Origin of the sequence: Labrys miyagiensis (assembly GCF_030160835.1) — a bacterium.
Classification (GTDB): domain Bacteria; phylum Pseudomonadota; class Alphaproteobacteria; order Rhizobiales; family Labraceae; genus Labrys; species Labrys miyagiensis.
This window is the reverse complement of the sequence record NZ_BSPC01000022.1, coordinates 72,689-94,911: the sequence shown is the minus strand read 5'-3', so window position 1 is coordinate 94,911 and position 22,223 is coordinate 72,689. Positions and strand designations below refer to the sequence as shown.

General features: G+C 62.5%; 14 protein-coding genes. 8 read left to right on the top strand and 6 right to left on the bottom strand.

Annotated features, from left to right (window positions below; translation table 11 throughout):
- From QQL24_RS11815 to QQL24_RS11805, 3 genes are all read right to left on the bottom strand, one after another.
- Positions 1 to 8,106 carry a non-ribosomal peptide synthetase/type I polyketide synthase gene (locus QQL24_RS11815; RefSeq protein ID WP_284312251.1) on the bottom strand — a complete coding sequence of 2,702 codons (8,106 nt, stop codon included), beginning with the start codon at positions 8,104 to 8,106 and terminating at the stop codon, positions 1 to 3.
- Positions 8,103 to 10,004 (bottom strand): amino acid adenylation domain-containing protein, encoded by a 1,902-nt coding sequence (locus QQL24_RS11810; protein WP_284312250.1) that lies wholly within the window; start codon positions 10,002 to 10,004, stop codon positions 8,103 to 8,105. Before QQL24_RS11810 ends, QQL24_RS11815 begins: the two co-directional genes overlap by 4 nt.
- A gap of 203 nt (positions 10,005 to 10,207) precedes the next feature.
- Positions 10,208 to 11,014 carry a methyltransferase, TIGR04325 family gene (locus tag QQL24_RS11805; RefSeq protein WP_284312249.1) on the bottom strand — a complete coding sequence of 269 codons (807 nt, stop codon included), beginning with the start codon at positions 11,012 to 11,014 and terminating at the stop codon, positions 10,208 to 10,210.
- A 662-nt stretch (positions 11,015 to 11,676) separates the two neighbouring features.
- On the opposite strand from QQL24_RS11805, the gene QQL24_RS11800 reads away from it, so the two are divergent.
- The gene (locus QQL24_RS11800) at positions 11,677 to 12,528 is read left to right on the top strand and encodes a 4'-phosphopantetheinyl transferase family protein (RefSeq protein ID WP_284312247.1); all 852 of its coding nucleotides are present in this window, start codon (positions 11,677 to 11,679) and stop codon (positions 12,526 to 12,528) included.
- A gap of 112 nt (positions 12,529 to 12,640) precedes the next feature.
- On the opposite strand, the gene QQL24_RS11795 is transcribed toward QQL24_RS11800, so the two are convergent.
- Positions 12,641 to 13,279, bottom strand: a complete 639-nt coding sequence (locus QQL24_RS11795; protein WP_284312246.1) for an acyl-homoserine-lactone synthase — start codon at positions 13,277 to 13,279, stop codon at positions 12,641 to 12,643.
- 77 nt (positions 13,280 to 13,356) lie between these two features.
- Positions 13,357 to 14,091, bottom strand: coding sequence for a LuxR family transcriptional regulator (locus QQL24_RS11790; RefSeq protein ID WP_284312234.1), 735 nt, complete (start codon positions 14,089 to 14,091; stop codon positions 13,357 to 13,359).
- Between the two features lie 288 nt (positions 14,092 to 14,379).
- On the opposite strand from QQL24_RS11790, the gene QQL24_RS11785 reads away from it, so the two are divergent.
- From QQL24_RS11785 to QQL24_RS11765, 5 genes are all read left to right on the top strand, one after another.
- Positions 14,380 to 14,604, top strand: coding sequence for a hypothetical protein (locus tag QQL24_RS11785; protein ID WP_284312233.1), 225 nt, complete (start codon positions 14,380 to 14,382; stop codon positions 14,602 to 14,604).
- Between the two features lie 737 nt (positions 14,605 to 15,341).
- Positions 15,342 to 16,181, top strand: coding sequence for a LuxR C-terminal-related transcriptional regulator (locus QQL24_RS11780; RefSeq protein WP_284312231.1), 840 nt, complete (start codon positions 15,342 to 15,344; stop codon positions 16,179 to 16,181).
- Positions 16,182 to 16,479: 298 nt separating this feature from the next.
- Positions 16,480 to 17,619, top strand: coding sequence for an HlyD family secretion protein (locus QQL24_RS11775; protein WP_284312230.1), 1,140 nt, complete (start codon positions 16,480 to 16,482; stop codon positions 17,617 to 17,619).
- Positions 17,616 to 19,229 (top strand): MFS transporter, encoded by a 1,614-nt coding sequence (locus QQL24_RS11770; RefSeq protein WP_284312228.1) that lies wholly within the window; start codon positions 17,616 to 17,618, stop codon positions 19,227 to 19,229. Before QQL24_RS11775 ends, QQL24_RS11770 begins: the two co-directional genes overlap by 4 nt.
- 46 nt (positions 19,230 to 19,275) lie before the next feature.
- A complete protein-coding gene (locus tag QQL24_RS11765) occupies positions 19,276 to 19,698 on the top strand; it encodes a secondary thiamine-phosphate synthase enzyme YjbQ (protein ID WP_284312227.1) in 423 nt (140 codons plus the stop codon).
- 10 nt (positions 19,699 to 19,708) lie between these two features.
- On the opposite strand, the gene QQL24_RS11760 is transcribed toward QQL24_RS11765, so the two are convergent.
- Positions 19,709 to 19,894, bottom strand: a complete 186-nt coding sequence (locus QQL24_RS11760) for a hypothetical protein (RefSeq protein WP_284312225.1) — start codon at positions 19,892 to 19,894, stop codon at positions 19,709 to 19,711.
- A gap of 121 nt (positions 19,895 to 20,015) precedes the next feature.
- Between QQL24_RS11760 and QQL24_RS11755 the strand changes: the two genes are divergently transcribed.
- Together QQL24_RS11755 and QQL24_RS11750 are read left to right on the top strand one after the other, a co-directional pair.
- A complete protein-coding gene (locus QQL24_RS11755) occupies positions 20,016 to 21,170 on the top strand; it encodes a DNA topoisomerase IB (protein WP_284312223.1) in 1,155 nt (384 codons plus the stop codon).
- 109 nt (positions 21,171 to 21,279) lie between these two features.
- Positions 21,280 to 22,179, top strand: a complete 900-nt coding sequence (locus tag QQL24_RS11750; RefSeq protein WP_284312222.1) for a hypothetical protein — start codon at positions 21,280 to 21,282, stop codon at positions 22,177 to 22,179.
- The last annotated feature ends 44 nt before the right edge of the window (positions 22,180 to 22,223 follow it).

Sequence of the window (22,223 nt, the reverse complement as noted above, 5' to 3'; positions counted from 1 at the left end):
TCACCGCTCAGGGTACTGCAAAGTGCTGATCGCCGCAGCAGCCGCTCCACCGGCGCGACGCCCAGCCCTGGCGACACGTACGAGCTGGGGTAGTTCTGGCCGGTCCGCCGGTGGCGCGATCGCTGAAACGGTCGCGGCCGCCCGGGCGATGGTGCGGTTCTGCAGGAGAGTCTTGGCCGAGAGGCTGAGCCCCGCCTGGTTGGCTCGCGCCACGATCTGGAAAATATGGATCGAATCAGCTCCCAGCGCCAGGAGATCATCCTCGACACTTACCCTGGACTGCCCCAATACTTCAGCACAAATTTGCGCGAGCGTGGTTTCGATTTCGTTATTGGGCGCCACATAAGTCGATTGCGCCTCGAGCAACGTATTGTCGGGCTTGGGCAGGGAACGACGATCGAGCTTGCCGCTGGTATTGCGCGGCATCACGTCGAGCCGAACCCACTGGCCCGGCACCATGTAATCCGGCAAGGTCTCGGCCACCGCGGCGCGCAACGTCTCGATGCGCGGTGCCTTCTGCTCGGGCGCCTCGAAATAGGCAACCAGGCGCGGATCGCCGGGCGTGTCTTCGCGCAGGATCACCGCCGCCACGTCAAGGCCTGCCTTGCCCAATGCTGCCTCGATCTCACCGAGCTCGATACGGAAGCCCCGCAGCTTGATCTGATGGTCGTTGCGGCCAAGCAGTTGCAGACGCCCCCCTGGCATCAGGCGCGCGAGATCACCGGTGCGATAGAGACGCGCGCCGGGCTTGCCGGCGATTGGATCAGCGATGAATTTCTCCGCCGTCAGCTCCGGCCGCCGGAAATAGCCACGCGCCACGCCGTCGCCGCCGATATGAAGTTCGCCCACCACGCCCACGGGCACCACGCGATCGAACTTGTCGAGGATGTGGAACTGGGTATTGGCGATCGGCTGGCCAACGGTGATCGGCTCGGGACCCGGCTTGATAAGGGCAATGGACGACCAGATCGTGGTCTCCGTCGGCCCATACATGTTCCAGAGCTCGCCGCCATTCTGGACCAGCTGGTCGGCAAGGCTGCGCGGCAGGGCTTCGCCGCCGCACAGCATCTTCAGCTTTGGCGAAGGCTTGAAGCCGCTCTCCAGCAGGATCACCCAGGTGATCGGTGTAGCCTGCATCACCGTGGCGCCGCTCTCGTTGAGGCGCTTCAACAGGGCGAAGCCATCCGCCGTGTCGCTCTGCGGCGCAATTACCACGCTGCCGCCGGTGACCAGCGGCAGGTAGAGCTCCAGCGCCGCGATATCGAAAGAGATCGTCGTCACGGCGAGGAGTCGGTCAGTGGCGCTGAAGCCAGGCTCGATGCGCATCGATGCGAGGAAGTTCGCCACGCTGCCATGGCTGACCTCCACGCCCTTGGGCTTGCCCGTCGAACCGGAGGTGAAGATCACATAGGCCAGGTCATCGCCGCCGACCTCGATCGCGCCCGCCGCAAGAGGGGCAAGTGAAGCGATGGCATCGCGCTCGCTGTCGAGCCGGATCACCGTGGCAGGCCCGAAGCCCAGCCCGGCATGGGCAGCCTGCGTCACCACGGCGGCGACCTTGGCCTCTTCGATGATCGAGATCAGGCGCGCCGGCGGATGGTTGGTAGCGAGCGGCACATAGGTGCAGCCGGCCTTGAGTACGCCGAGAAGCGCCACCAGCATATCGACCGAGCGGTCGACCAGCACCGCCACGCGCGAGCCACGCGCGACGCCACGCTGGACAAGACAGGCGGCAACCTGTCCGGCCCGGCGGTCGAGCTCATGATAGTCAACCGTCTCGTCCTCGAAAAATGCCGCATCAGCGCTCGGCGTAGCCGCAACCTGGGCTTCGAAGAGACCGTGGACGGTATTCAGGCGCGTTTCGGAGGGCACTGGCAAGGCCGGCCCGTCCAGCGTGGCGACGGCATCACCCGACGCCAGCAGCGGCAGCACGTCGACAGGCTTCGTGATGTCGTCGGCGATCGCCTGCAGCAGGTTACGATAATGCCCCATCCAGCGCAGGATGGTGACCTCGTCGAAAAGATCGGCGTTGTAGTCGCAGTCGACGCGCAGCCCGTTCGCCGACTCCGTCACATTGGCGAAGAGGTCGAAGGTCGAGAAGCTCTTCGGATTGGCCGAAATCTCGGTCTTCAGGCCCGGGAAGGCAAGATCGCCGCCGAGACGTTCCAGGTTGAACTGGACTTCGGCAAGAGGAAGGCGGCTGGCATCGCGCGGCAGCGTAAGCTTGCGCAGGATGGTGCCGAGCGTGCAACTGCGATGATCATAGGCATCCAGCACACTCTGCCTGGTCGCGGCGAGGAAATCGGCAAAGCTCACGCCGTCCTGCCAGCTCGCGCGCAACGGCAGCAGGTTGACGCAGTGCCCGACCAGCGCCCGGTCGTCCTCGATCAACGACTGGCCGGCAGCGGGGATGCCCACCACGACCTCGTTCTGGCCCGCAAGCCGGCCCATCAGGATCTCGAAGGCGGCAAGCAGGGTTGCGAACAGGGTGCTGCCGCGCTTGGCCCCCGCCTTCTTCACGGCGTCGTAGAGCGGCTTGTCGATGGTGAACGGCACGGAGCCGCCGTTGAACGTCTTGATCGGCGGACGGGGACGGTCGGTCGGCAGTTCGAGCGGTGGCGGTGCGGTGCGGTACTGGTCGATCCAATAGGCTTCGTCGGTGGGAGAACCGGCGCTCTGCTGCTCGCTCTGGGCATAGAGGCTGAAGGGCAGAGGCTCGGCCAGCACAGGCTGCGTCTTTTCGAGTTTGGCGCGGTAGAGCTCCGAGAGTTCGCCGATCAGCACATTGACCGACCAGCCATCGCAGACGATGTGGTGGGCCGTGAAGACCAGCACATGCTTGTCAGTGGCAAGGCGCAGGAGCTGCGCCCGCACCAGCGGACCGCCGACGAGGTTGAACGGCGTCTTGGCGTCTTCCTCGATGCGCCCCTTCAACGCCGCTTCCGGCGAGGCCTCGCCAGAGAGGTCGATGACCGGCAGGTCGAGCTGGAGTGCCGGCGCGAAATGAATGAGCGTGCCGGTGGTGTCGAAGCTGGCGCGCAAAGCATCGTGCCGCTCCAGCACATCATTGAGCGACGATGCCAGGGCGCCGGCATCGAGGGCGCCGTCGAAGCGCAGGCTGATCGATTCGTTGAAGGCGCAGGACGACTCGTCGCCGAGCTGAGCCGACAACCAAACCTCGGTCTGCGAGGGAGTCGGCGAAATCGGGCCGGTGGGCGTAGCGGGCCTGGGCGCCGGGACGGCCGCAAGCGGCGCGCTCACCGCAACGGCTTCGCCCGTCGGCAGCAGACCGTCGGCTTGCATCGCCTCGATGCTTTCGCGGAAGGCCTGGACGATGCGCGCGACGTCGTCATCCGTGTGCTCCGTGGTCAGGAAGCACGGGAAGCCCTCATGCACGTACACGCCGCGGGCGCGCAGATGATAATAAAGCAGGCTGCCGAAGCGGTAGTCATGGCTCGGCTGCATATAGAACATGCTGCTGTACACCGGGGTCGGCAGGCTGAGCCCGCGCTCGGCGAAGCAGGCCTGGAGCTGGTCGACCAGCCGGCCCATGCGCGCGGAGACGTCTTCTTGCAGGGCCGGGCCTTTCGCCTTCATATGCTCCAGCACGGCAAGCAGCGCCGCCAGCACCAGGGGATGGCGCACGAAAGTGCCGGCGAAGAAGGTGACGCCGACTTCCGGATAGGAATCATCGCCATAGCTCCAGGTGCCGCCGTCGAGCGCATCCATGAAGCTTGACTTGCCGGCCAGCACGCCGACCGGCAGGCCCCCACCCACCACCTTGCCATAGCAGGCAAGGTCCGCCTTGATGCCGAAGATGGCCTGCAGGCCGCCCGGATGCATGCGGAAGCCGGTGACGACCTCGTCGAATACCAGCGCCGCACCGGACTCCTGCGTGATGGCGCGAACCTGCTTGAGAAACTCCACCGGCCGCAGATCCGGACGGCGGCTCTGCACCGGCTCGACCACCACGGCGGCGAGTTCGCCGGCGTGCTGGCGGATCCAGGCGAGCGCTTCGTCGGAGCCATATTCCAGCACCGTGACGTTCTCGACCGACTGGGGCGGGATGCCTGGCGCAACGGGGAGCGAGCGGTGCTCGCCCTTGCGCACCTGGCCCTTGACCAGCACCTCGTCGAACTGGCCGTGGTAATCGCCGGCAAAGGTCACCACGCGCTGGCGGCCGGTCACCGTACGGGCGACGCGCATGGCGGCCATCACAGCTTCGGAGCCGGTGTTGCAGAAGGTGACGCGGTCATTGCCGGTCATCTCGCAGAACAGCGTTGCGACCTTGCCGGTCAGCACCGATTGCGGGCCGATGGCGAAACCTTCCTTGAGCTGGCGGTCGACAGCCTCGACCACGAAGTCGGGCGCATGGCCGAACATGGTCTGGCCATAACCATTGACCAGGTCGATATATTCATTGCCGTCGACGTCCCAGATGCGCGAGCCCTTCGAACGGGACGCGACCACGGGGTAGACCATCTCCTTCCAGTCCGGATTGAAGCCGGAGGCGGCGCGCGGATCGGCGAGCACCTTGCGGTAGTCCTGCGTGAGGCGCTTGGAGCCGGGGCTGCGGGCACTGTAGAGGGCGGTCAGCGCCTCGATATGGGCACGCTGGCGGGCGTCGATGCCCTGGTCATGCGCCTTCTGGGTGTTCTTGTAGACGGCGAAGCGCGAAGGCAGATCCTTGTCGCCCGCCTCCTGAGCTGCGGGCGGTGCCGGTACGGCGGGCACCGGCGCAGGGGCAACAGGCTGAGGAGCAGAAAGCTGAACCGGTGCGATCACCGCCGCCGGCATGGCCGTCCCGCCCCGCAGAGTCTCCAGCTGCTGCTGCATCAGCTGCGCCATGATCTGCAACTGGTCGCGCATCAGGCCCTCGACGCCGCCACCGGCTCCGAGCGGAACGGCTGCGGCCAGGGGAGCGAAAGAAGCCGCGGCAGCGACGGGAGGGGCTGCAACGGGAGCAGCAACGGCTGCGGCCGCCACCGGGGCGACGGGAGCCGGAGCGGCGGCAGGGGCGAATTTCTCCGGCGGCAAGGTCGCGGCGACATAGCTCGTCAAGGCGTCGATGCTGCCGAGATCTCCCAGCAGGGCACGGAAGGTGATCTTCAAGCCGAACTTGTTGAGCAGTTCCTGCGCCGCCTGGGTGAGGAAGAGCGAATCGAAGCCCATCTCGAGGAAGGTGGTGCCGGCGGGAGCCGAGCCGACATCCTCGCCCGACAGGTCTTCGAAGATCGAAACCACGACGGCGCGGATGGCGTTTTCGCGGGCATTCGCGTCGGGCATAGCGGCTTGCTCAGGCAACGGCATCAGGCTGGTATCCATGGTCGCGCCGACAGGAAGCGGCGTCGCATCGGTTGAAACTCGGGCTTCGGCCATGGCCGCGGCCAAGGGGGCATTCTGCGGGGCGTTCTGGGCGGGCTTGGGGGCATCGACCCAATGGCGCTCGCGCTCGAAAGGATAAGTCGGCAGGGAAACCCGCCGGGGCTGTGCGCCATCGCGCAGACCGGACCAATTCACCGGCACGCCGGCGGCCCACAGGCGGCCGAGGGCCTCGGCCATGCTGTCCTCGTCCGGCCGTTCGCGCTGGGCATCGCCCAGAGAGGGCACGACCACCCTGCCCTTCGCCGCGCCCTGCAGGGCCAGCGAGGTCAGGGTATTGCCGGCGCCGACTTCCAGCAGCACGGCATTCGCGTCGCTGAGCAGCAGTCCCAGGCCATCGGCGAAGCGAACGGGCTGGCGGAAATGGCGCGCCCAGTAATCGGGCGAGGTCGCCTCCGCCACGGTGATCCACTGGCCGGTGACGCCGGAGACGTAAGGAATGCTCGGGGCTTGCAGCGCGAGCTTGCGCACATGCCCGGTGAAGGGCTCGATGATCGGATCCATCATCGGCGAATGGAAAGCGTGCGAGGTGTGCAGCCGCCGGCTGACGACATTGCGTTCCTTGAGCACCGTCTCCAGCCGGTCGATCGCCTCATACGGGCCGGAAGCCACGCACAGCGAAGGGCCGTTGATGGCGGCGATGGCGAGATCCTTGTCGAGCAGCGGCGTCAGTTCGGCCTCGGGCAGACGCACCGCCAGCATGCCGCCTGGCGGCAGGTCCTGCATCAGCCGCCCCCGCGTCGCCACCAGCGGCAGCACGTCCTCCAGCGTGAAGACGCCGGCGAGGCAGGCGGCGACGAACTCACCGACACTATGGCCGATCATCGCACGGGGCTGGATGCCCCGGCTCATCCACAGCCGACCCAATGCATATTCGACCGAGAAGATGCCGGGCTGCGCATAGCAGGTCGCCGCCAGCTCCTTGTGATCATCCTCGCGGCGCTCGGCCGGATAGAGCACCTCGCGCAGATCCCGTTCGAGATAGAGACGCAGGATATCGGCACAGCGGTCGATATCGGCCCGGAAGCCGGCATTCCCATCATAGAGGCCCCGCGCCATGTCGGGATATTGCGAGCCTTGGCCCGGGAACATGAACAGCACGCCGGGATCGGCGGTGGCCTTCACGGCGCGGGCGGTCGCGGCATTGCCGAGGGCGGCGATGGCGCCGTCGAGATCGCGGCTCGCGGCGGACCAGCGATAATCGAAAACCCTGCGTCCGGCTTGCAGCGTATGCGCGACTTCGGCGAGCGGGAGATCGGGTGTCTGGCGCAAGTGATCGGCCAATGCGGAGCGGGCCTTGCCGAGCGCCGCTTCGCTGCGAGCCGACAGGGTCAGCACCTCTACCTGGGAGGCAGCCACCGGCACGGGACGTTCGGGCGCTTCCTCCAGCACGATATGGACATTGGTGCCGCCGACACCGAAGGCGCTGACACCGGCCCGGCGTGGTTCCGACCCGGCGGGCCATTCGTTCAGCGCCGCATTGACGAAGAAGGGCGTATTCTCGATATCGAGGCGCGGATTCGGTTTCTTGAAATGCAACGTCGGCGGCAGCAGGCGATGCTGCAGGCTCAATGCCGTCTTGATGAAGCCGACCACGCCGGCCGCCGCATCGAGATGGCCGATATTACTCTTCACCGAGCCGATGGCGCAGAACTGCTTCGTCTCGTCACCCGTGGCGCGGAACGCCTTGGTGAGGCCCGCGATCTCGATGGGATCGCCGAGCGGCGTCGCCGTACCATGGCATTCGACGTAGGAAATCGAAGTAGGCTCGATACCGGCATTGGCATGCGCCATCATGATGGCGTTGGCCTGCCCGTCCGAACTCGGCGCCGTGAAGCCGACCTTGGCCGAACCGTCATTGTTGACGCCGGTGCCGCGCACCACGGCGTAGATATGGTCGCCGTCTGCAACCGCATCCTCCAGCCGCTTCAGAAGCACCGCGCCCGCCCCACTGCCGAACACCGTGCCATTGGCGTCGGCATCGAAGGTGCGGCAATGGCCATCTTCGGAGACCATGCCACCTTCCTGGCTGAGATAGCCGCGCTTCTGGGGGAAGGTGATGGAGACGCCGCCGGCGATCGCCATGTCGCATTGATAGAGCAGCAATTGCTGGCAGCACTGGGCGATCGCCATCAGTGAGGTCGAGCAGGCGGTGTTCAGCGTGAAGCTCGGCCCGTTGAGGTTGAGTTTGTAGGAGACGCGCGTCGCGAGGAACTCGCCGCTGGCGCCCAGCAGCATCGGATATTGCCCGACCTGGAAGGCGTTGGTGAAATCCTCCGAAACGCCGCGATTGCCCACGACATGATGGAGGAAATAGGTGTTCATGCTGCATCCGGCGATCACGCCGATGGCGCCGGGATAGCTCGCCGGATCATAACCGCCATCCTCGAGCGCCTCCCAGGCGCATTCGAGGAAGACGCGATGCTGCGGATCCGTCAGCTCCGCCTCCCGGGGATACATGCCGAAGAAGGGCGCATCGAAGAACTCGACATCGGGCAGGATCGGCCGGGCGCGCACGAAATTCGGGGCGCGGCGAACTTCCTGCCCGTAGCTGTCCTCGAGCTCGCTGTCCTCGAAACGCGTGATCGATTCGACGCCGTTGCAGAGGTTGCGCCAGAACGCGCCGACATTGCGCGCGCCGGGGAAGCGCCCGGCCATGCCAATGACGGCCACCGCGTTGAGCGGCAGCTCGCCGGAGGGTGCGTTGTCGAAGGGATCGCTCATTTCGCACCCCCGCTCTGACGCTGGCGCAGGCGCTGGAGCGCCTCCGCCTGCTGCCTGGCTCGCAACTGCCCCGCGTTGAGGGCGGCCGGCTGGGGCGTGGCGCTGCCGCGGATGAAGGCGGCCAGCGCCTTGATCGTCGGCCGCTCAAACAGATCGTTCATGCGAAGGTGTGGATGAACACTTTCCTGAATCTCATTGAGAACAGTCACCATTTGCAGCGAGCTGCCACCCTGGTCGAAGAAGTTCACGCTCGTGCTCACCTGCGCAATACCCAGCACGCGAGCCCAGATGGTGGCGATCTTCTGCTCAAGCTCGTCGCGCGCCTCAGGAAGGATGGGGCTTACCGCTATGGCGGGAGCCGGGAGTGCCTTGCGGTCGAGCTTGCCATTCTCCGTCATCGGCAGCGCCCCCAGCTCGACGAAGGCCGAGGGCAACATGTAATCGGGCAGCGTCTGGGCGAGATGCGCGCGCAATTCGGCGACTGTGGCCGGCGTGGCGGCCGGCACGACATAAGCGACGAGACGGGTCTCGCCGCCCAGGCCGTCCTTGCGGGCAATCACGGCACAGGCGTTCACGCCGGGATGCTGGACGAGCTGGCTCTCGATCTCGCCGGTCTCGATGCGAAAGCCACGGATCTTCACCTGGTCGTCGCTGCGGCCGAGATATTCGAGATCCCCATCCGCCAGGCGGCGGGCAAGATCGCCCGTCTTGTAGAGACGCTCCAGCGTGCCCGCCTCCGGCGAACGCCATTCGATGAAGCGCTCGGCCGTGAGTTCGGGACGGTTGAGATAGCCGAGGCAGACGCCTCCGCCGCCGACATACATCTCCCCCACTTCGCCCCGAGGCGTGGGCGTGCGCGCTTCGTCGAGCACATGCACGGTGAGGTCGGGGATCGGCACGCCGATGACGCTGCCGCGGTTTTCGTCGAGATCCGCCAGGTTGATCGGCCGATAGGTGACATGCACCGTGGTCTCGGTGATGCCGTACATGTTGACGAGCTGGGGTCTCCTGTCGCCATGGCGGGCGAACCAGGGACGCAGCATCTGCAATTCCAGCGCCTCGCCGCCGAAGATGACATAGCGCAGGCTGAGGCTTCCCGGCTGATGGTTGCTGCGCCTGTCCGCCTCGATCAGCGTGCGGAAGGCGGATGGCGTCTGGTTGAGCACCGTGACCTTCTCGCGCACCAGGAGATCAAGGAACTCGGCGGGCGATCGGCTGACGACATAAGGCACCACCACCACCCGGCCGCCATAGATCAGCGCCCCCCAGATTTCCCACACGGAGAAATCGAAGGCATGCGAATGGAAGAAGGTCCAGACGTCCTGCGAGCCGAAACCAAACCAATGTTCTGTCGCGCTGAACAGACGCGCCACATTGCGATGGGTGACCTGACACCCCTTGGGCTTCCCGGTGGAGCCGGAGGTGTAGATGACATAGGCAAGCGAATCGAGATCCTCAGCGATGTCGGGAACTGTCGAGAGCTCCTCAGCGAGGCTCGCGGCGTCCGAATCAAGCAGGACGACGGGCACATTGCTCTCCGGCAAGGACGGACGACCCGTCGATGTCGTTACAAAAGCCACCGGCTTGGCATCATCGAGGGTAAACACCAGCCGCTCGCGCGGGTAACCGGGATCGAGCGGCAGATAGCCGGCGCCGGATTTGAGAATACCCAGCAATCCGACCACCATATCGATCGAACGTTCGAGGCCGATCGCAATCAGACGCCCGTGGCCGGCGCCCATTTTCAGCAGACGATGCGCAAGCTGGTTGGATCGGGCCTCCAGCTCACCAAAAGTTATGGACGCGTCCCCACACGTGACTGCGACGCTGTCGAGACGTGAAACGGCCTGCAGGCTGATCAGAGCATGTAGGGGCCGTTCGGAAGCATTATCGATCATAGGGCCTCCGGATAAACGATCGCGCCACAGTCATGCTCGTCGCACGATATATACAAATCCTGACAAACTATTTTGTCATCGCCGGCGAGTGCCTCCCTGGGAGTTCTCTCCGCACAAATCGTTCCGACACGGCACGCCTTATCATTCGCCGCCCCGAATGAGCTCCACATAATACAATCCCAACGCCCCGAAAAAGCATAAAATTATTCGAGAACGAAATAAAATCCAGAGTATTGATCTACGTTATATTTCGAGTGAGCAGGGATTCTACAACCAAGCCCCGGATTCTTCCATTCGTCAGCCAAACGATAACCCAGATCGGTGAATTTCGAAAGGAACTCTTTTCTATTGAACAGATAATAGGGACAAAAGGAGGTGCCGATGGATTGCAGCGTCACCACAGTCTCGCTGTCCACCACAGAAGTTCTGTTGATCAACACATGTCGAGGTCGCTTCACAGCTTCCCTAAGGGAGCGTACGGGATCCTCCACATATTGCAACACACCGGACGCCAGAAAGATGTCGGCCTGTTCCAAACCCTCGAAATCGGTCGTGAACGAAAGTTGAGTGGCGCCTTCGTCCCTGGCGATTGCCGCACCAGCGGCTGCCACGGCCGGAACGTCACAGACGAGCCACCGCATGCCCGGCGGATAGGCGAAATAGCGGCGGAAGTTGAAGAAGGAAATGCCGACGTTGCCACCATAGTCGAAGACAACGCTATCGTCGTGGATAAGCTTCTGCAGCCAGAACATCACCGGATAGTCGGTCGGGGAGGCCTGGTGACGCTCGGGTTCCAGTCGAAGGGCCGAGGCTTCATTGTCATAACCGATCGGCTTGGTGGCCGGCGCCGATGCACGTGCCGTCACGAAATCGGAATAGATGCCACGAAAGAGCCGGATGTCCCCAGAGGCCGAGGCAAAATAACGATCGTAGAGACCACTCAAAACGGGCAGGCTGACCATGCCGTCAAGACGCCGGCCCAGGCGTCTTGCAACAGCACGTATGTTCATGTCCCCGAACCCTTCATGATACCTGCCAACCGATGGCCCACCAACCTGTACCTCTCGCGCTTCTTGCCAGCTCCAACTACGCCAGTAAAACAAGAAACGATGTGCGAACGCGCACATTTCACACTATAGGAGCTTTTGGAGCATGCCGCCCCCTATGTCTAGTTAAACATTCCTCATCTTGGTTGCGAAGAAAGGGGAAGCGATGGCAAATAGGCCGTGGCGCCAAGGCTGAACCGAGCGCCTACTTGTCCTTTGGGCTTTTCATGATTTATTTTATCGCTGCCAAACTATTGCCCGGCAGGGTAATATCCCCCCATGAAATTAGAATAAATACAACACCGAGCAAAGTCAGCATCGAAGCGCCGATGCGCGGTTCCGTCTGTCTTGCGAGTGACCTACGGGAATCTCTAGTCAAACAACCGGCGGCACGCCAATTGAAGATTACATCTGAATACTAGGACCCGCAAACTCAAGCCTCAATTCCGGAATTTGAGGGCTTGCGATAGGGAAAAAGAGAGAGAACCCGCCAAAAGGAGTATATAGGCACTCCCGAGACGGCGACATTTCCGAGTACCTCCAAAGAGCTAATGCTCGCAGGAGGAGCAGGGAAACGAAAAATAGTACAAAAAGTAGTGCGCCCGCATCTTGATGCATCGACTTCTGTGTCCTCCAAGAAAATCGCAAGTGGCAGCGCGCGAGCAGCGCAAAGTGAAATCTCCCCGGGATTTCGAGTTCGATCTTATCGAATAGCCAAGGAAGAGTTGGAATCCGGCTATAAGGCAACCATGCTTTCCACGAATCCAGCCCCTCGTCCTGGCGACGGACATGTTCATCTCTGGCTATGGTCGCTGGATCCCTCGAGCACGGATCTTGAAGCCTGCTGGCAAAGCCTGTCCCCCGATGAGAGCCGAAGAGCGGACTCTTTTCGCTTCGAGAAGCACCGGAAGCGCTTCGTTCTCGCTCGGGGGCGGCTGCGCTTCATACTCGCGGATTACATTGGTTGCAGGGCCGAAGAGGTCTCATTCGGCTATGGCGCGGCTGGAAAGCCTCACAGCCTGACACAGCCAGAATCCTGGCGCCTCGATTTCAACCTCAGCCACAGTGAGGACAGCGCCGCGCTCGCGGTCTCGTCAGAGATGGAATTGGGTGTCGATATCGAACTTATCCGCCCGATCGAGGAGGACATTCTGCCCCAAATCCTCTCGGCGGCAGAACAACGCCAGTTCGAGACCCTCCCCGCCGCACGGCAAGGCGACATCCTTCTTGAAAGTTGGACGCGCAAAGAAGCGTGCCTGAAAGCCCTGGGCACCGGGCTCGGGGGGTCACCGGCCCGGTTCGAGTTCGATCTTGCCCGAAGCGACGACGATGCCTTGTTGCGCGTCGGCGAGAGCGCCGACGAGGCGGCACAATGGCTGGTCCGTACATTCCTGGCGCCGGGCCCCTGCAGGGGCGCTGTCGCCGCGCGCGCCAAGGGGTGGTCGCTTCTTGCCATGCCACCTGCAGAACGGCCCTGAAACTCCCTGCGCCGGTGGATGCGCAGGGAATTTCAGAGCTCTTGTCGCTGTCCCCGCACCGGCGGCCTGCCGGCGGGCGTGATGATAGTGGATATCTGGCCCTGCCGCGGCCTCAGGCCGCAACGGCGTTGACATTGGTATCGGGCAGCAGCACCGACCCGGTGATCTGGCCAGCTCTTGCAATACGGCCGCGCATTTCCTCGCTGATCTCGAACAGCCCGGCATAGGTCATCACCCGGCCTATACGGGTCGGCACGCCGATGACATCGGCGGGGCAGTTGGCCAGCTTGAAGATGCGCGCCATGCGGGCGTCATAGACCGAGACTACGAAGTCGATGCCGGCCAGCATGCCGACCTCGACGATACCGCAGAGCAGTTCGGTGGTTACGGAATGCAACCGGCGACTGCCGTCGGTAGCCAGATCGGGATCAATGGCGAAGCGGGAGCTTTCCCAGATCAACGGACTTTCCACAATCTCGCCGTCCGGCAAGAGGACGGGAAAGACGTCGCGGAGCATATTCGGTCCTGTTGTTGGCAGCAGCCGCAGGCCACCTTCAACCCGGCCAGTATACTGATTTCTCGATATTAGATAAACCGGGTCGCAATCGTCAAAATAATCGGTCTCACGACCCTCTTGAACATCAACTTCCCAGTTCAATCTGTCTTTGAAGACCCTGGCACGCAGTTGATAGAGTGCGTCGAGGGTTTCGGTGTGTAGATGGCGCTGAAAACTTTGGATCACTTCAATCATCGAACAGTCCCTCCGTCGGAAACTGCTCGACTATACTTAAGGATATACTCTTTTAGAAATACGGCAGATTTGACGGGTTACCTCACGCCGAAAAAAATGCTCATATTTAGTGCCTTGGCAACAGCATGCGTGACATTGGTTGCATTCAACTTTGCACGAGCCAGGTCGAGGTAGAAACGCACCGTCCTATCTGAAAGGGAGAGAATGGTAGCCGTCTCTGAAACAGTTTTGCCGCGCGCCACCCATTTCAAGCACTCGATCTCTCGAGGAGACAGGTGAACTTCCTCTTCCTCCACGGTTTCGGTGCGAAGAATGGCGTTGTGAATGTGATAGGCAAGAACCTGAAAATCGCGTTTGAAGGCGCGCAGGGTTTGATCCCACTCGGCATCGGAAACGTCACTGGTGATGGTGAAGAGAGCCCGCTCCCCATGACGGCCGCGTATCGGAAAGGTCAGACCCTGCCGGCCAAGCCCAAACTCGGAAGCCTCGCCGAAAAAGGCCCTCAGTTTGGCCCCCTTCAGATCGAATTTGCGCCAATCGATCGGCAAAACCGCGGAAAATCCCTCGCGAAGGACCGGATCAATTCTTATGTAATTTTCGCTCTTGTAATGCTCAACCCAATCATCGGAGTATGTGACAGCCAGATAAGGATCGTCGGTTGTAGAACTGGGGATATTTACGGCGAAATAGGCAGCCGTCCGCAACCCGTAACTCTGAACGACACGATTTAACATGCTTTTGACGTCAGAAGACGTCGGTACGCTGCCGATCTCATCGACAATATCATAATATATCTTGTCGAGCGCTTTCATGTTTCGCCCCCTAAAGCATTCAAACGGTATGATAGTGCAAAACGATACGCTATGCCAGTTCCGAGACTACCTCTCTCACCCTGAATACCGGAAAGCAATGCATGGATCATGTACTATAATGTTTTTTTCAATCTCCAAGCCGAGAGAGGCGGGACTTGAAATTTCGTGCAAGTTTCCTAAGAAGTCCTTCGGCTCTCTATTGTTGACGCGTTCATAGTCGCACGCAAGCAGTACCGGACCTAACCTCGCAGATGGTTGAACTTCCCTATTCCTCATAGAAAACGGGTTATGGCAGCGATGAAAAGCAAACATGACGGAATGACATGGTTAGAAGAAGATAAGTCGATGCTCACCATCGACGATGATACGGGTGCCATCACGATTGATCTCATCGCTTATGGTCCCGTGCGCATTGTTATGACGGCTGAGGGAGACATAGAGGTCGAGGGCCGCAGTATCTTGAATACGGTGCACTGGACCAATTACTCCGGAGCCATCCTCAAGCAAGCCTGACGCGGGCGAGAGGCACGGTTGCGCAGGACAGCATCCTGCTCACGCGCAAAAGGCGCCTTTCGGACAGCAGGTGCCGGCAATCGGCATCTTCAAGCAGCCCTCCCCCGAGTCGCGGGTGAACGCCTCGTAGACGGCCAACTTTCCGATGGCCGACAGGCAGGAGTTGGGCGCTGCGTGCAAATATGGCCCCGGGATCGCGAGCCGATCGGGGCCGGGTGTGTTGCCGTCGCCGGATCGCGGTCGAGTGGCGAACCCCGTTGCTGCTAATTTTTCGATCCCCCACATGCCGTATGGCAATCGGCAGACTCGCCGCACCAAGCCGCGCAAACACGGGCGTGTGCACCATCTTTTGCGCTGATCGGAATTCAGTTGGAGACAGCCGCTCCCGAAGCGCCTGTTTCTACGGACCTTTCCAGTGGGAAGGCACTCACAACGAGGCCCGCGTTTCATGCAGTTGACGGTTCCCAGCCGTCCCTGGCCGAGAGTCGACCACCAAGAAACGAACGAGGTCCTGGGCGACTCCAACATATGGCCACTCGGGCAGAACTGGCTGTCCCGCTGGATACAGCTCTTATGTCTACGGTGAGGTGTGTGCGAATTCGCACATCTTGCTTACCCAATTTGGTGTTCATCGCAGATTGCTAGGTCATCGTACCGCTTGGGCTTGTTGAGACGTTGGCAAACGATGTTGGCGTCGAACCACACCAAGCTAAACGGTACGGTTTCTTGAAGCTTGCGTGAATTGTTTCTCCACAAGGGAAACAATTCGTGGCCGCAGCCATTATAGTTGCGGCAATTTGACATTTAGTCAGAAGCCCTTGCCTGATTATAGTCAGGGGGAGGAGGAACCCGTGACACCGCATGGTGAGCTTGGTCCGGCACTTGATGGAGAGCGTTACTTGAAGATCCCCGTCTGTGTAATTGATAGGCGCACGTTCTGGCGTGATTGCCTGACCCAATGCTTAACCGCATCGGAGGCAAATCTCGTAGCGGAAGGGTTTGATACGATCGAAGACTGGATCAGGGCTTCGGTCGATGACGCCTTTGCAATCATTCTTCTTTGCGCCGGCGGCCGCGAAGCCACCGAACTGGCGATCAGTCGCGATCTGGACATGCTCCTGAAGGCCCGACCGGACGCCAACGTCGTCATTGTCTCCGACATCGACGGCCCCGCGACCATGGTGAGCGCCCTCGAAAGGGGAGCCCGCGGCTTCGTGACAATGAGTCTCAGCCTCGAAGTCGCCATCGAAGCCATCCGCATCGTGAAGGTCGGCGGCACTTTCGTGCCCGCCAGCGGCCTGCTGTCGGCCCGCCAGGCCTATACCGCGCCGCCCGAGCCTCAGCCCGCCGCGAATGAGGGCCAGACCCATTTTACGGAGCGCCAGCTGGCGATCATCGCCTGCGTACGCAAGGGCGAGCCCAACAAGATCATCGCCCACAAGCTCAACATGACGGAGAGCACCGTGAAGGTGCATATCCGCAACATCATGCGCAAGATAAAGGCGAAGAACCGCACCGAGGTTGCCTTCTTGACCAACGAGTTGCCGCTGCCAAACGAAAATCCGTCCGGCCAGTGATGACCCCCGGCCGCGCTTAAGACGCTGGCCGATCCAGATCCGTCGATGCCTGGAGCAAAGCGCGTTTAAGCGTAAACGCTGCTTTGCTCCAATTCTTTGTTTCGACGCGCCTTTGCGCTTCTTGCCGATTCCGTCACATCGTAGAACGCTTTAAGGCCCGATTGCTGAACAATCGGGCCTTATGTTTGAGCGCGGCAGAAGCCAAAGTCTGCAACCCGCCCTTCCATATCCGTGGACTCCCACCGCGATTTTATTATCAATAGCTGCGGGGTGGGCTCGTACACATTTGGAGGTAGGGATGTCGGATGCAGTCGAGAAATCACCGGCTTCCGAACCGCCCCCGCGCAGCATGTTGTCGCGCTGGCTCTACCCGGCCCTGCGGGGCGGCTTCCTGATCGTGGCCGCCTGGCTGGTCTGGTATGTGGCCGGCAACTGGAACCGCTGGACCGGCGCCGCGCGCCTGGCTGTCACGGACGACTCCTATGTGGCCGGCGATGTCACCCCGCTCTCCGCCCGCGTCTCCGGCTATATCCAGAGTGTGGCGGTCCAGGACTACCAGACCGTCCACAAGGGTGACCTGATCGCCACCATCGACCCGTCCGACTACCAGGCCCAGCTCGAACTCGCCCAGGCCAATCTGTCGGCGGCACAGGCAAGCCTTGCCAACATCGCCAACCAGAAGAATGTCCAGAATGCCCTGATCCGCCAGGCCGGCGCCAACATCGATGCCGCAGATGCGGATGTACTGCGCTACCAGGCCGAGGCGGTACGCCAGCGTGACCTGCTCAAGGACGGTACGGCGGGCACACAGCAATTCGTCGAGCAGGCCGATGCCAACGCCAAGCGCGCGATCGCCGTGAGGGCCCTGAACGGGGCTCAGCTCGACCAGCAGAAAGCCCTGCTGACCGGCCTCGACATCCAGGAGCAACAGGTCAACGCCCAGATCAAGGCGGCCGAGGCGCAGCTGGCGCTGGCGACCAACAATCTCAATTATACGCACATCGTCTCGCCGGCCGACGGCCTGGTCGGCCAGCGCCAGGTCCGGCCCGGCCAGTTCGTCAATATCGGCACGCAGGTCATCGCCGTCGTGCCTCTTCCAAACATCTGGGTCACCGCGAACTACAAGGAGACACAGATGACCAATGTGCGCCTCGGCCAGAGTGCCAAGGTCACCGTGGACGCCTTTCCAGATCTGGTGCTGACAGGCCATGTCGAGGCCTGGTCGCCCGGCACGGGCAGCACTTTCGCCCTGCTGCCACCCGATAACGCCACCGGCAATTTCACCAAGGTGGTACAGCGCGTTCCGGTGAAGATCGTGCTCGACAGCAATCCCGCCCTTGGCACACTGGTACGGCCGGGCATGTCAGTCGTCGCCACCATCGACACCGACAGCAAGAGCACGGATGGCGCGGCTGCAGCAGCGGCTGCCAAGCCATGAGGCTGCATTTCGCCCCCATCACCGCGGCGGGTGTCGCTCTTCATCCGATATCGCGTTTTCACCCACGCCTGAACATCGATACGCTGCGGCCCTATATCGGCATCCTCGGGGTACTGCTCGGGGCGATCATGTCGACGCTCGGCAGCCGCGTCACCAGTTTCGGCCTGGCGGATTTGCGCGGCGGCCTGCATCTGAGCTTCGACGAAGGCGCCTGGATGACCACGAGCTTCGGGCTTGGCCAGATGCTGGTGGGCGTATCCTGCCCCTATCTCGGCGTGATCTTCGGCGTGCGGCGCGTGCTGCTGCTCGGCATCATCCTGCTGTTCGTCGCAAGCCTGCTGGCGCCGTTCTCGCCCAATCTCAATGCTTTCCTTGCCATGCAGTTCATGGCAGGCGTCGGCTCGGGCACCTTCATTCCACTGACCATCAGCTTCATCGTGCGCAGCCTGCCGGCGCGGCTCGTCGTCTACGGCATTGCCGTCTACGCCATGAATTCAGAGCTGTCGCAGAATGTCGCCGCCTCGCTCGAGGGCTGGTATTCCGACAACTTCTCTTGGCGCTGGATCACCTGGCAATATTGCGGGATGTTGCCGCTGATGTTCGCTTGCGTCTGGTACGGCATACCTCGCGAAAACATCAAAACGGACCTCTTGCGCCATCTCGACTGGCCGGGCCTTGCCTATGCCGGCCTTGGCTTCTGCCTGCTCTATGCCGGGCTCGACCAGGGCAACCGGCTCGACTGGACCAGCAACGGCCTGGTGAACGGCCTCCTCATCTCCGGTGGTCTGGTGACAACGGCCTTCGTGATCCGGGAATTATGGGTCACAAGGCAACCCTTCCTCAACCTGCGCATCCTGATGCGCCACCATCTCGTGCTGATCCTGCTCCTGTTGGCGGGTTTTCGCTTCATCATCCTGTCGACCGCCTACATCATCCCGACCTATCTGCAGTCGGTGCAGAATTTCCGCGAATTACAGGTCGGTGCCGTGCTGCTCTGGATCGCCCTGCCCCAACTCGCGATCATGCTGCCGCTCGGCTACATCCTGCAGCGCGTGGATGGGCGCTGGGTGCTGGCCATCGGCTCGGCCCTGGTCGGCATCGCTTGCCTGATGGCGTCGCAGCTCACCAGCGACTGGGCCACGGACAACTTCCTGGCCTCCCAGGTCCTGCAGGCGCTCGGCCAGTCCTTTGCACTCACGGCCCTGATCGTATTGGCGGTACAGGCCATCAATCCGACTGACGCCCTCACCATCGGCGCCCTCCTGCAGTTGAGCCGCCTGTTCGGTGGGGAAATCGGCACCGCCTTCATGCAGACCTTCGTGCGCATACGCGAGCAGGTCCATTCCAACCTGATCGGCCTGCATGTCGACAGCCTGGCCGGGCTCACGGCGGATCGGCTTGCGACCTATCGCAATGCGGTCGGGGCACATACTTCGGACCTCGCGGTGGCTTCGGCAAGGGCGACAAGTCTGCTTGCTTCGGCCGTCTCCAAGCAGGCGGCGGTGCTCTCCTTCATTGACGGATTCCTGGCGGCTGCGGCGGGTGCCTTCCTCTGCCTCCTGCTGACGTCAGTATTGCCGGGACCGGAGAAATCGCCCGCCGCCACCTGAGGGCGGTCGCCTTGACACGATCAGCGCCGTGCGCCCATCAAGGCGCATGCCTCAGACAGCGGTCACCATCCAGACCTCAGGCCAGGGTCTCTATGAAATTACCGGCCATGCAGTGGATTTCATCCGGCGCAGCAAGGTGGAGACCGGGCTCCTCACCGCCTTCGTGCGGCATACCTCGGCCTCGCTGATCGTCCAGGAAAATGCCGATCCCGACGTGAGGACGGATCTCGAAGCCTTCTTCGCGCGCCTGGTGCCGCCGGCGACCGATGCTTCGATGCGCTACCTCGTCCATAGGCTTGAAGGGCCCGACGACATGCCGGCCCACATCAAATCAGCCCTGACGCAGGCCTCGATATCGATTCCCATCGGCGGCAGCGGCCTGCTGCTCGGTACCTGGCAGGGCCTCTATCTCTTCGAACATCGCGACCGCCCGCACCGGCGGGAGATCGTCCTTCACATCGGTGCCTGATCAACGGCGATCAGGAACTCCAGAAGGCGTAGAGGATGAAGCAAGCAAGGGCCGCGCCGACAAATCCACCGAGCAGAACGTAGAGGACTCGATGTCCGTCCGGCCCCTGCCGGGCGGTATCCGCCGTCACGCGTACAGGATCATCACGGCCTTCACGCGGAGCAGGCTGGACCTTGTCTTTCTCGATAGTGGACATGGCAACCTCCTGTTTCCACTAAAATCCCGCTGGCGCCGGCATTGTTCCATGCCTCGGAACCGCAAGACCCCCTGCTCGTTAGAGTCCGACCCTGCCGCGGCAGGCCACCGGAGCTCTCTCCATGCTCGAAGCCGTACGAGAATCCTCGACCGATACCCAGACGGTGGCGGAACTGGCTGCTGTGGAGGCTGGCCTTCGCTATGTCAGCGACGATGAGGCGGGTATCGCCCGCCGCCGCGCCGGCACAGGATTCCATTATACGCGCCGCAATGGCGCGTTGGTGCGCGAGGCAGCAACCCTGGCACGCATTCGCAAACTGGCCATACCGCCGGCCTGGACGGATGTGTGGATCTGCCCCTCTCCCAGCGGGCATATCCAGGCAACCGGGCGCGACGCCAGGGGCCGCAAGCAGTATCGCTATCATGCGCAGTTTCGTGCCAATCGCGAGGCCAACAAGTTCGAGCATATGGCCGTATTCGCCCGCGCCCTGCCCGCCATACGGATGAAGGTGCGTGAGCAGATGGCGCTCCCCGGCCTGCCGCGCGAGAAGGTGCTGGCGAGCGTGGTGCATCTTCTGGAAACCACGCTCATCCGCATCGGCAATGACGAGTATGCCCGCCAAAACAAGAGTTTCGGTCTGACGACGCTGAAGAACCGGCATGCCCGGATCAATGGCAGCGAGGTTCGCTTCCAGTTCACCGGCAAGAGTGGGAAGAAATGGTCCCTCGGCGTCCGCGACCGGCGTGTCGCCAGGATCATCCGCTCCTGCCAGGAATTGCCGGGCCAGCAGCTCCTGCAATACCGCGATGGCGGCGGCGACATTCACGCAGTGAGTTCAAGCGACGTGAACGACTATCTCCAGGAAATCTCGGGCGAGGAGATTACCGCCAAGGATTTTCGCACCTGGGCCGGCACCATCCTGGCGGCGCTCGCCCTCAACGAGTTGCAGCGCTTCGACAGCGAGGCGCAGGCCAAACGCAATCTCAAGGCCGCCATCGAGACGGTGGCGGCAAGGCTCGGCAACACGCCTGCCATCTGCCGCAAATGCTATGTCCACCCGGGGATTCTCAACGTCTATCTCGACGGCAATCTTGTGCTGAACATTCAGTCGGAAGTGGAGCGCGAGCTGAAGGAAGATCTCTCGCGGTTGCGGCCGGAAGAAGCCGCCGTCCTTGCTCTGCTGCATGGGCGGCTGTCGGCCAGATCCGGGGAACAAAGCGCCCCACCCGCCGTTGGTTATCCAAGTCCGGACGCCCTCCCCCGCAGGCGTCCCTGAGAATGCCGGGCGCGTTGCTGGAGCGCCCGGCATTTTCCTCGCAGGCAAGCCATTGCAATGCAGCGCCTTCGGCGGTTCTCTTGCTGCCGGACTGCAAGGGATTGCCGGCATGAGTCGTGATCCGCAAGGCTTCGACGTCAGGCCTGCCGAGGGGGAGACGGCCGGTGCGACGGCGAGCTTTCCCTATGACCGCATGACGGTGGAACGTTTTCGCGCCGCCTTCCCACGCGCCCGCTGGCGCGACGATCTCAAGGCCTGGTTCGTGCCGGGCTCGCGGGCGGTCAAGCGGCTCGACCGCTGGCTCGGGCGCGAGCTCAGCGGCGTGCTGGCTTATGCGGATGAGCGCGGCCGCGATGCCTTCCAGTTCGAGCCGATCGAAAGCCGCTATCTGCGGGCCGGCGAGGATATCGAGGTCCGTACACCCTATTCCCGCACGGTGATCGAGGAGTTGCGCCAGGTGCCCTGGGCTGCCTGGGACGAGGCGTTGAAGGCCTGGCGCGTGCCTTATCGCTCCTGGCACGAGCTGCGCCAGCGCTGGCCGGCGATCGAGGAAGCCGCCGAGCGCAACGAGCCCGAGGCAAAGCGAAAACGGCAGGAGGAGCGGCGCGGCACCGCCGAACATGAGGAGGCAAAGGCAAAGGCCAATGAGCGCCGTCGCCAGCGCTATCCCGTGCCGGCCGACGACCTGCCGCCCTCCGACCGCATCGTCATGACCGCCCATGGCGCCGTGCACTTCACCGACGTCACCGGCGAAGTGGCTGACGCGGACATCCTCCAGCGCTTCTATCCGGGCGTCGGGGATGGCATGGGAACGCTGGTCTGGGGGCTCTGGCGCAAACCCTCGCATGCCGAACTGGTCGCGACCTGGCCGGCGCATTGGCCCCCGAGCGGGCGCGAACTGGCCCGCGGCTGGTGGATTCCCACGCTTGAGGAACTGCGCGAGGAGCGACGCAAGGCGCGGTCATCGGAACGGGCGCGGGCGACGCGTAGCGGCGCCGGCACGGGCTGACCGCTCAGCGCGAGTTGCGTGCCGACGGCGCCCTGCCTCCGGAA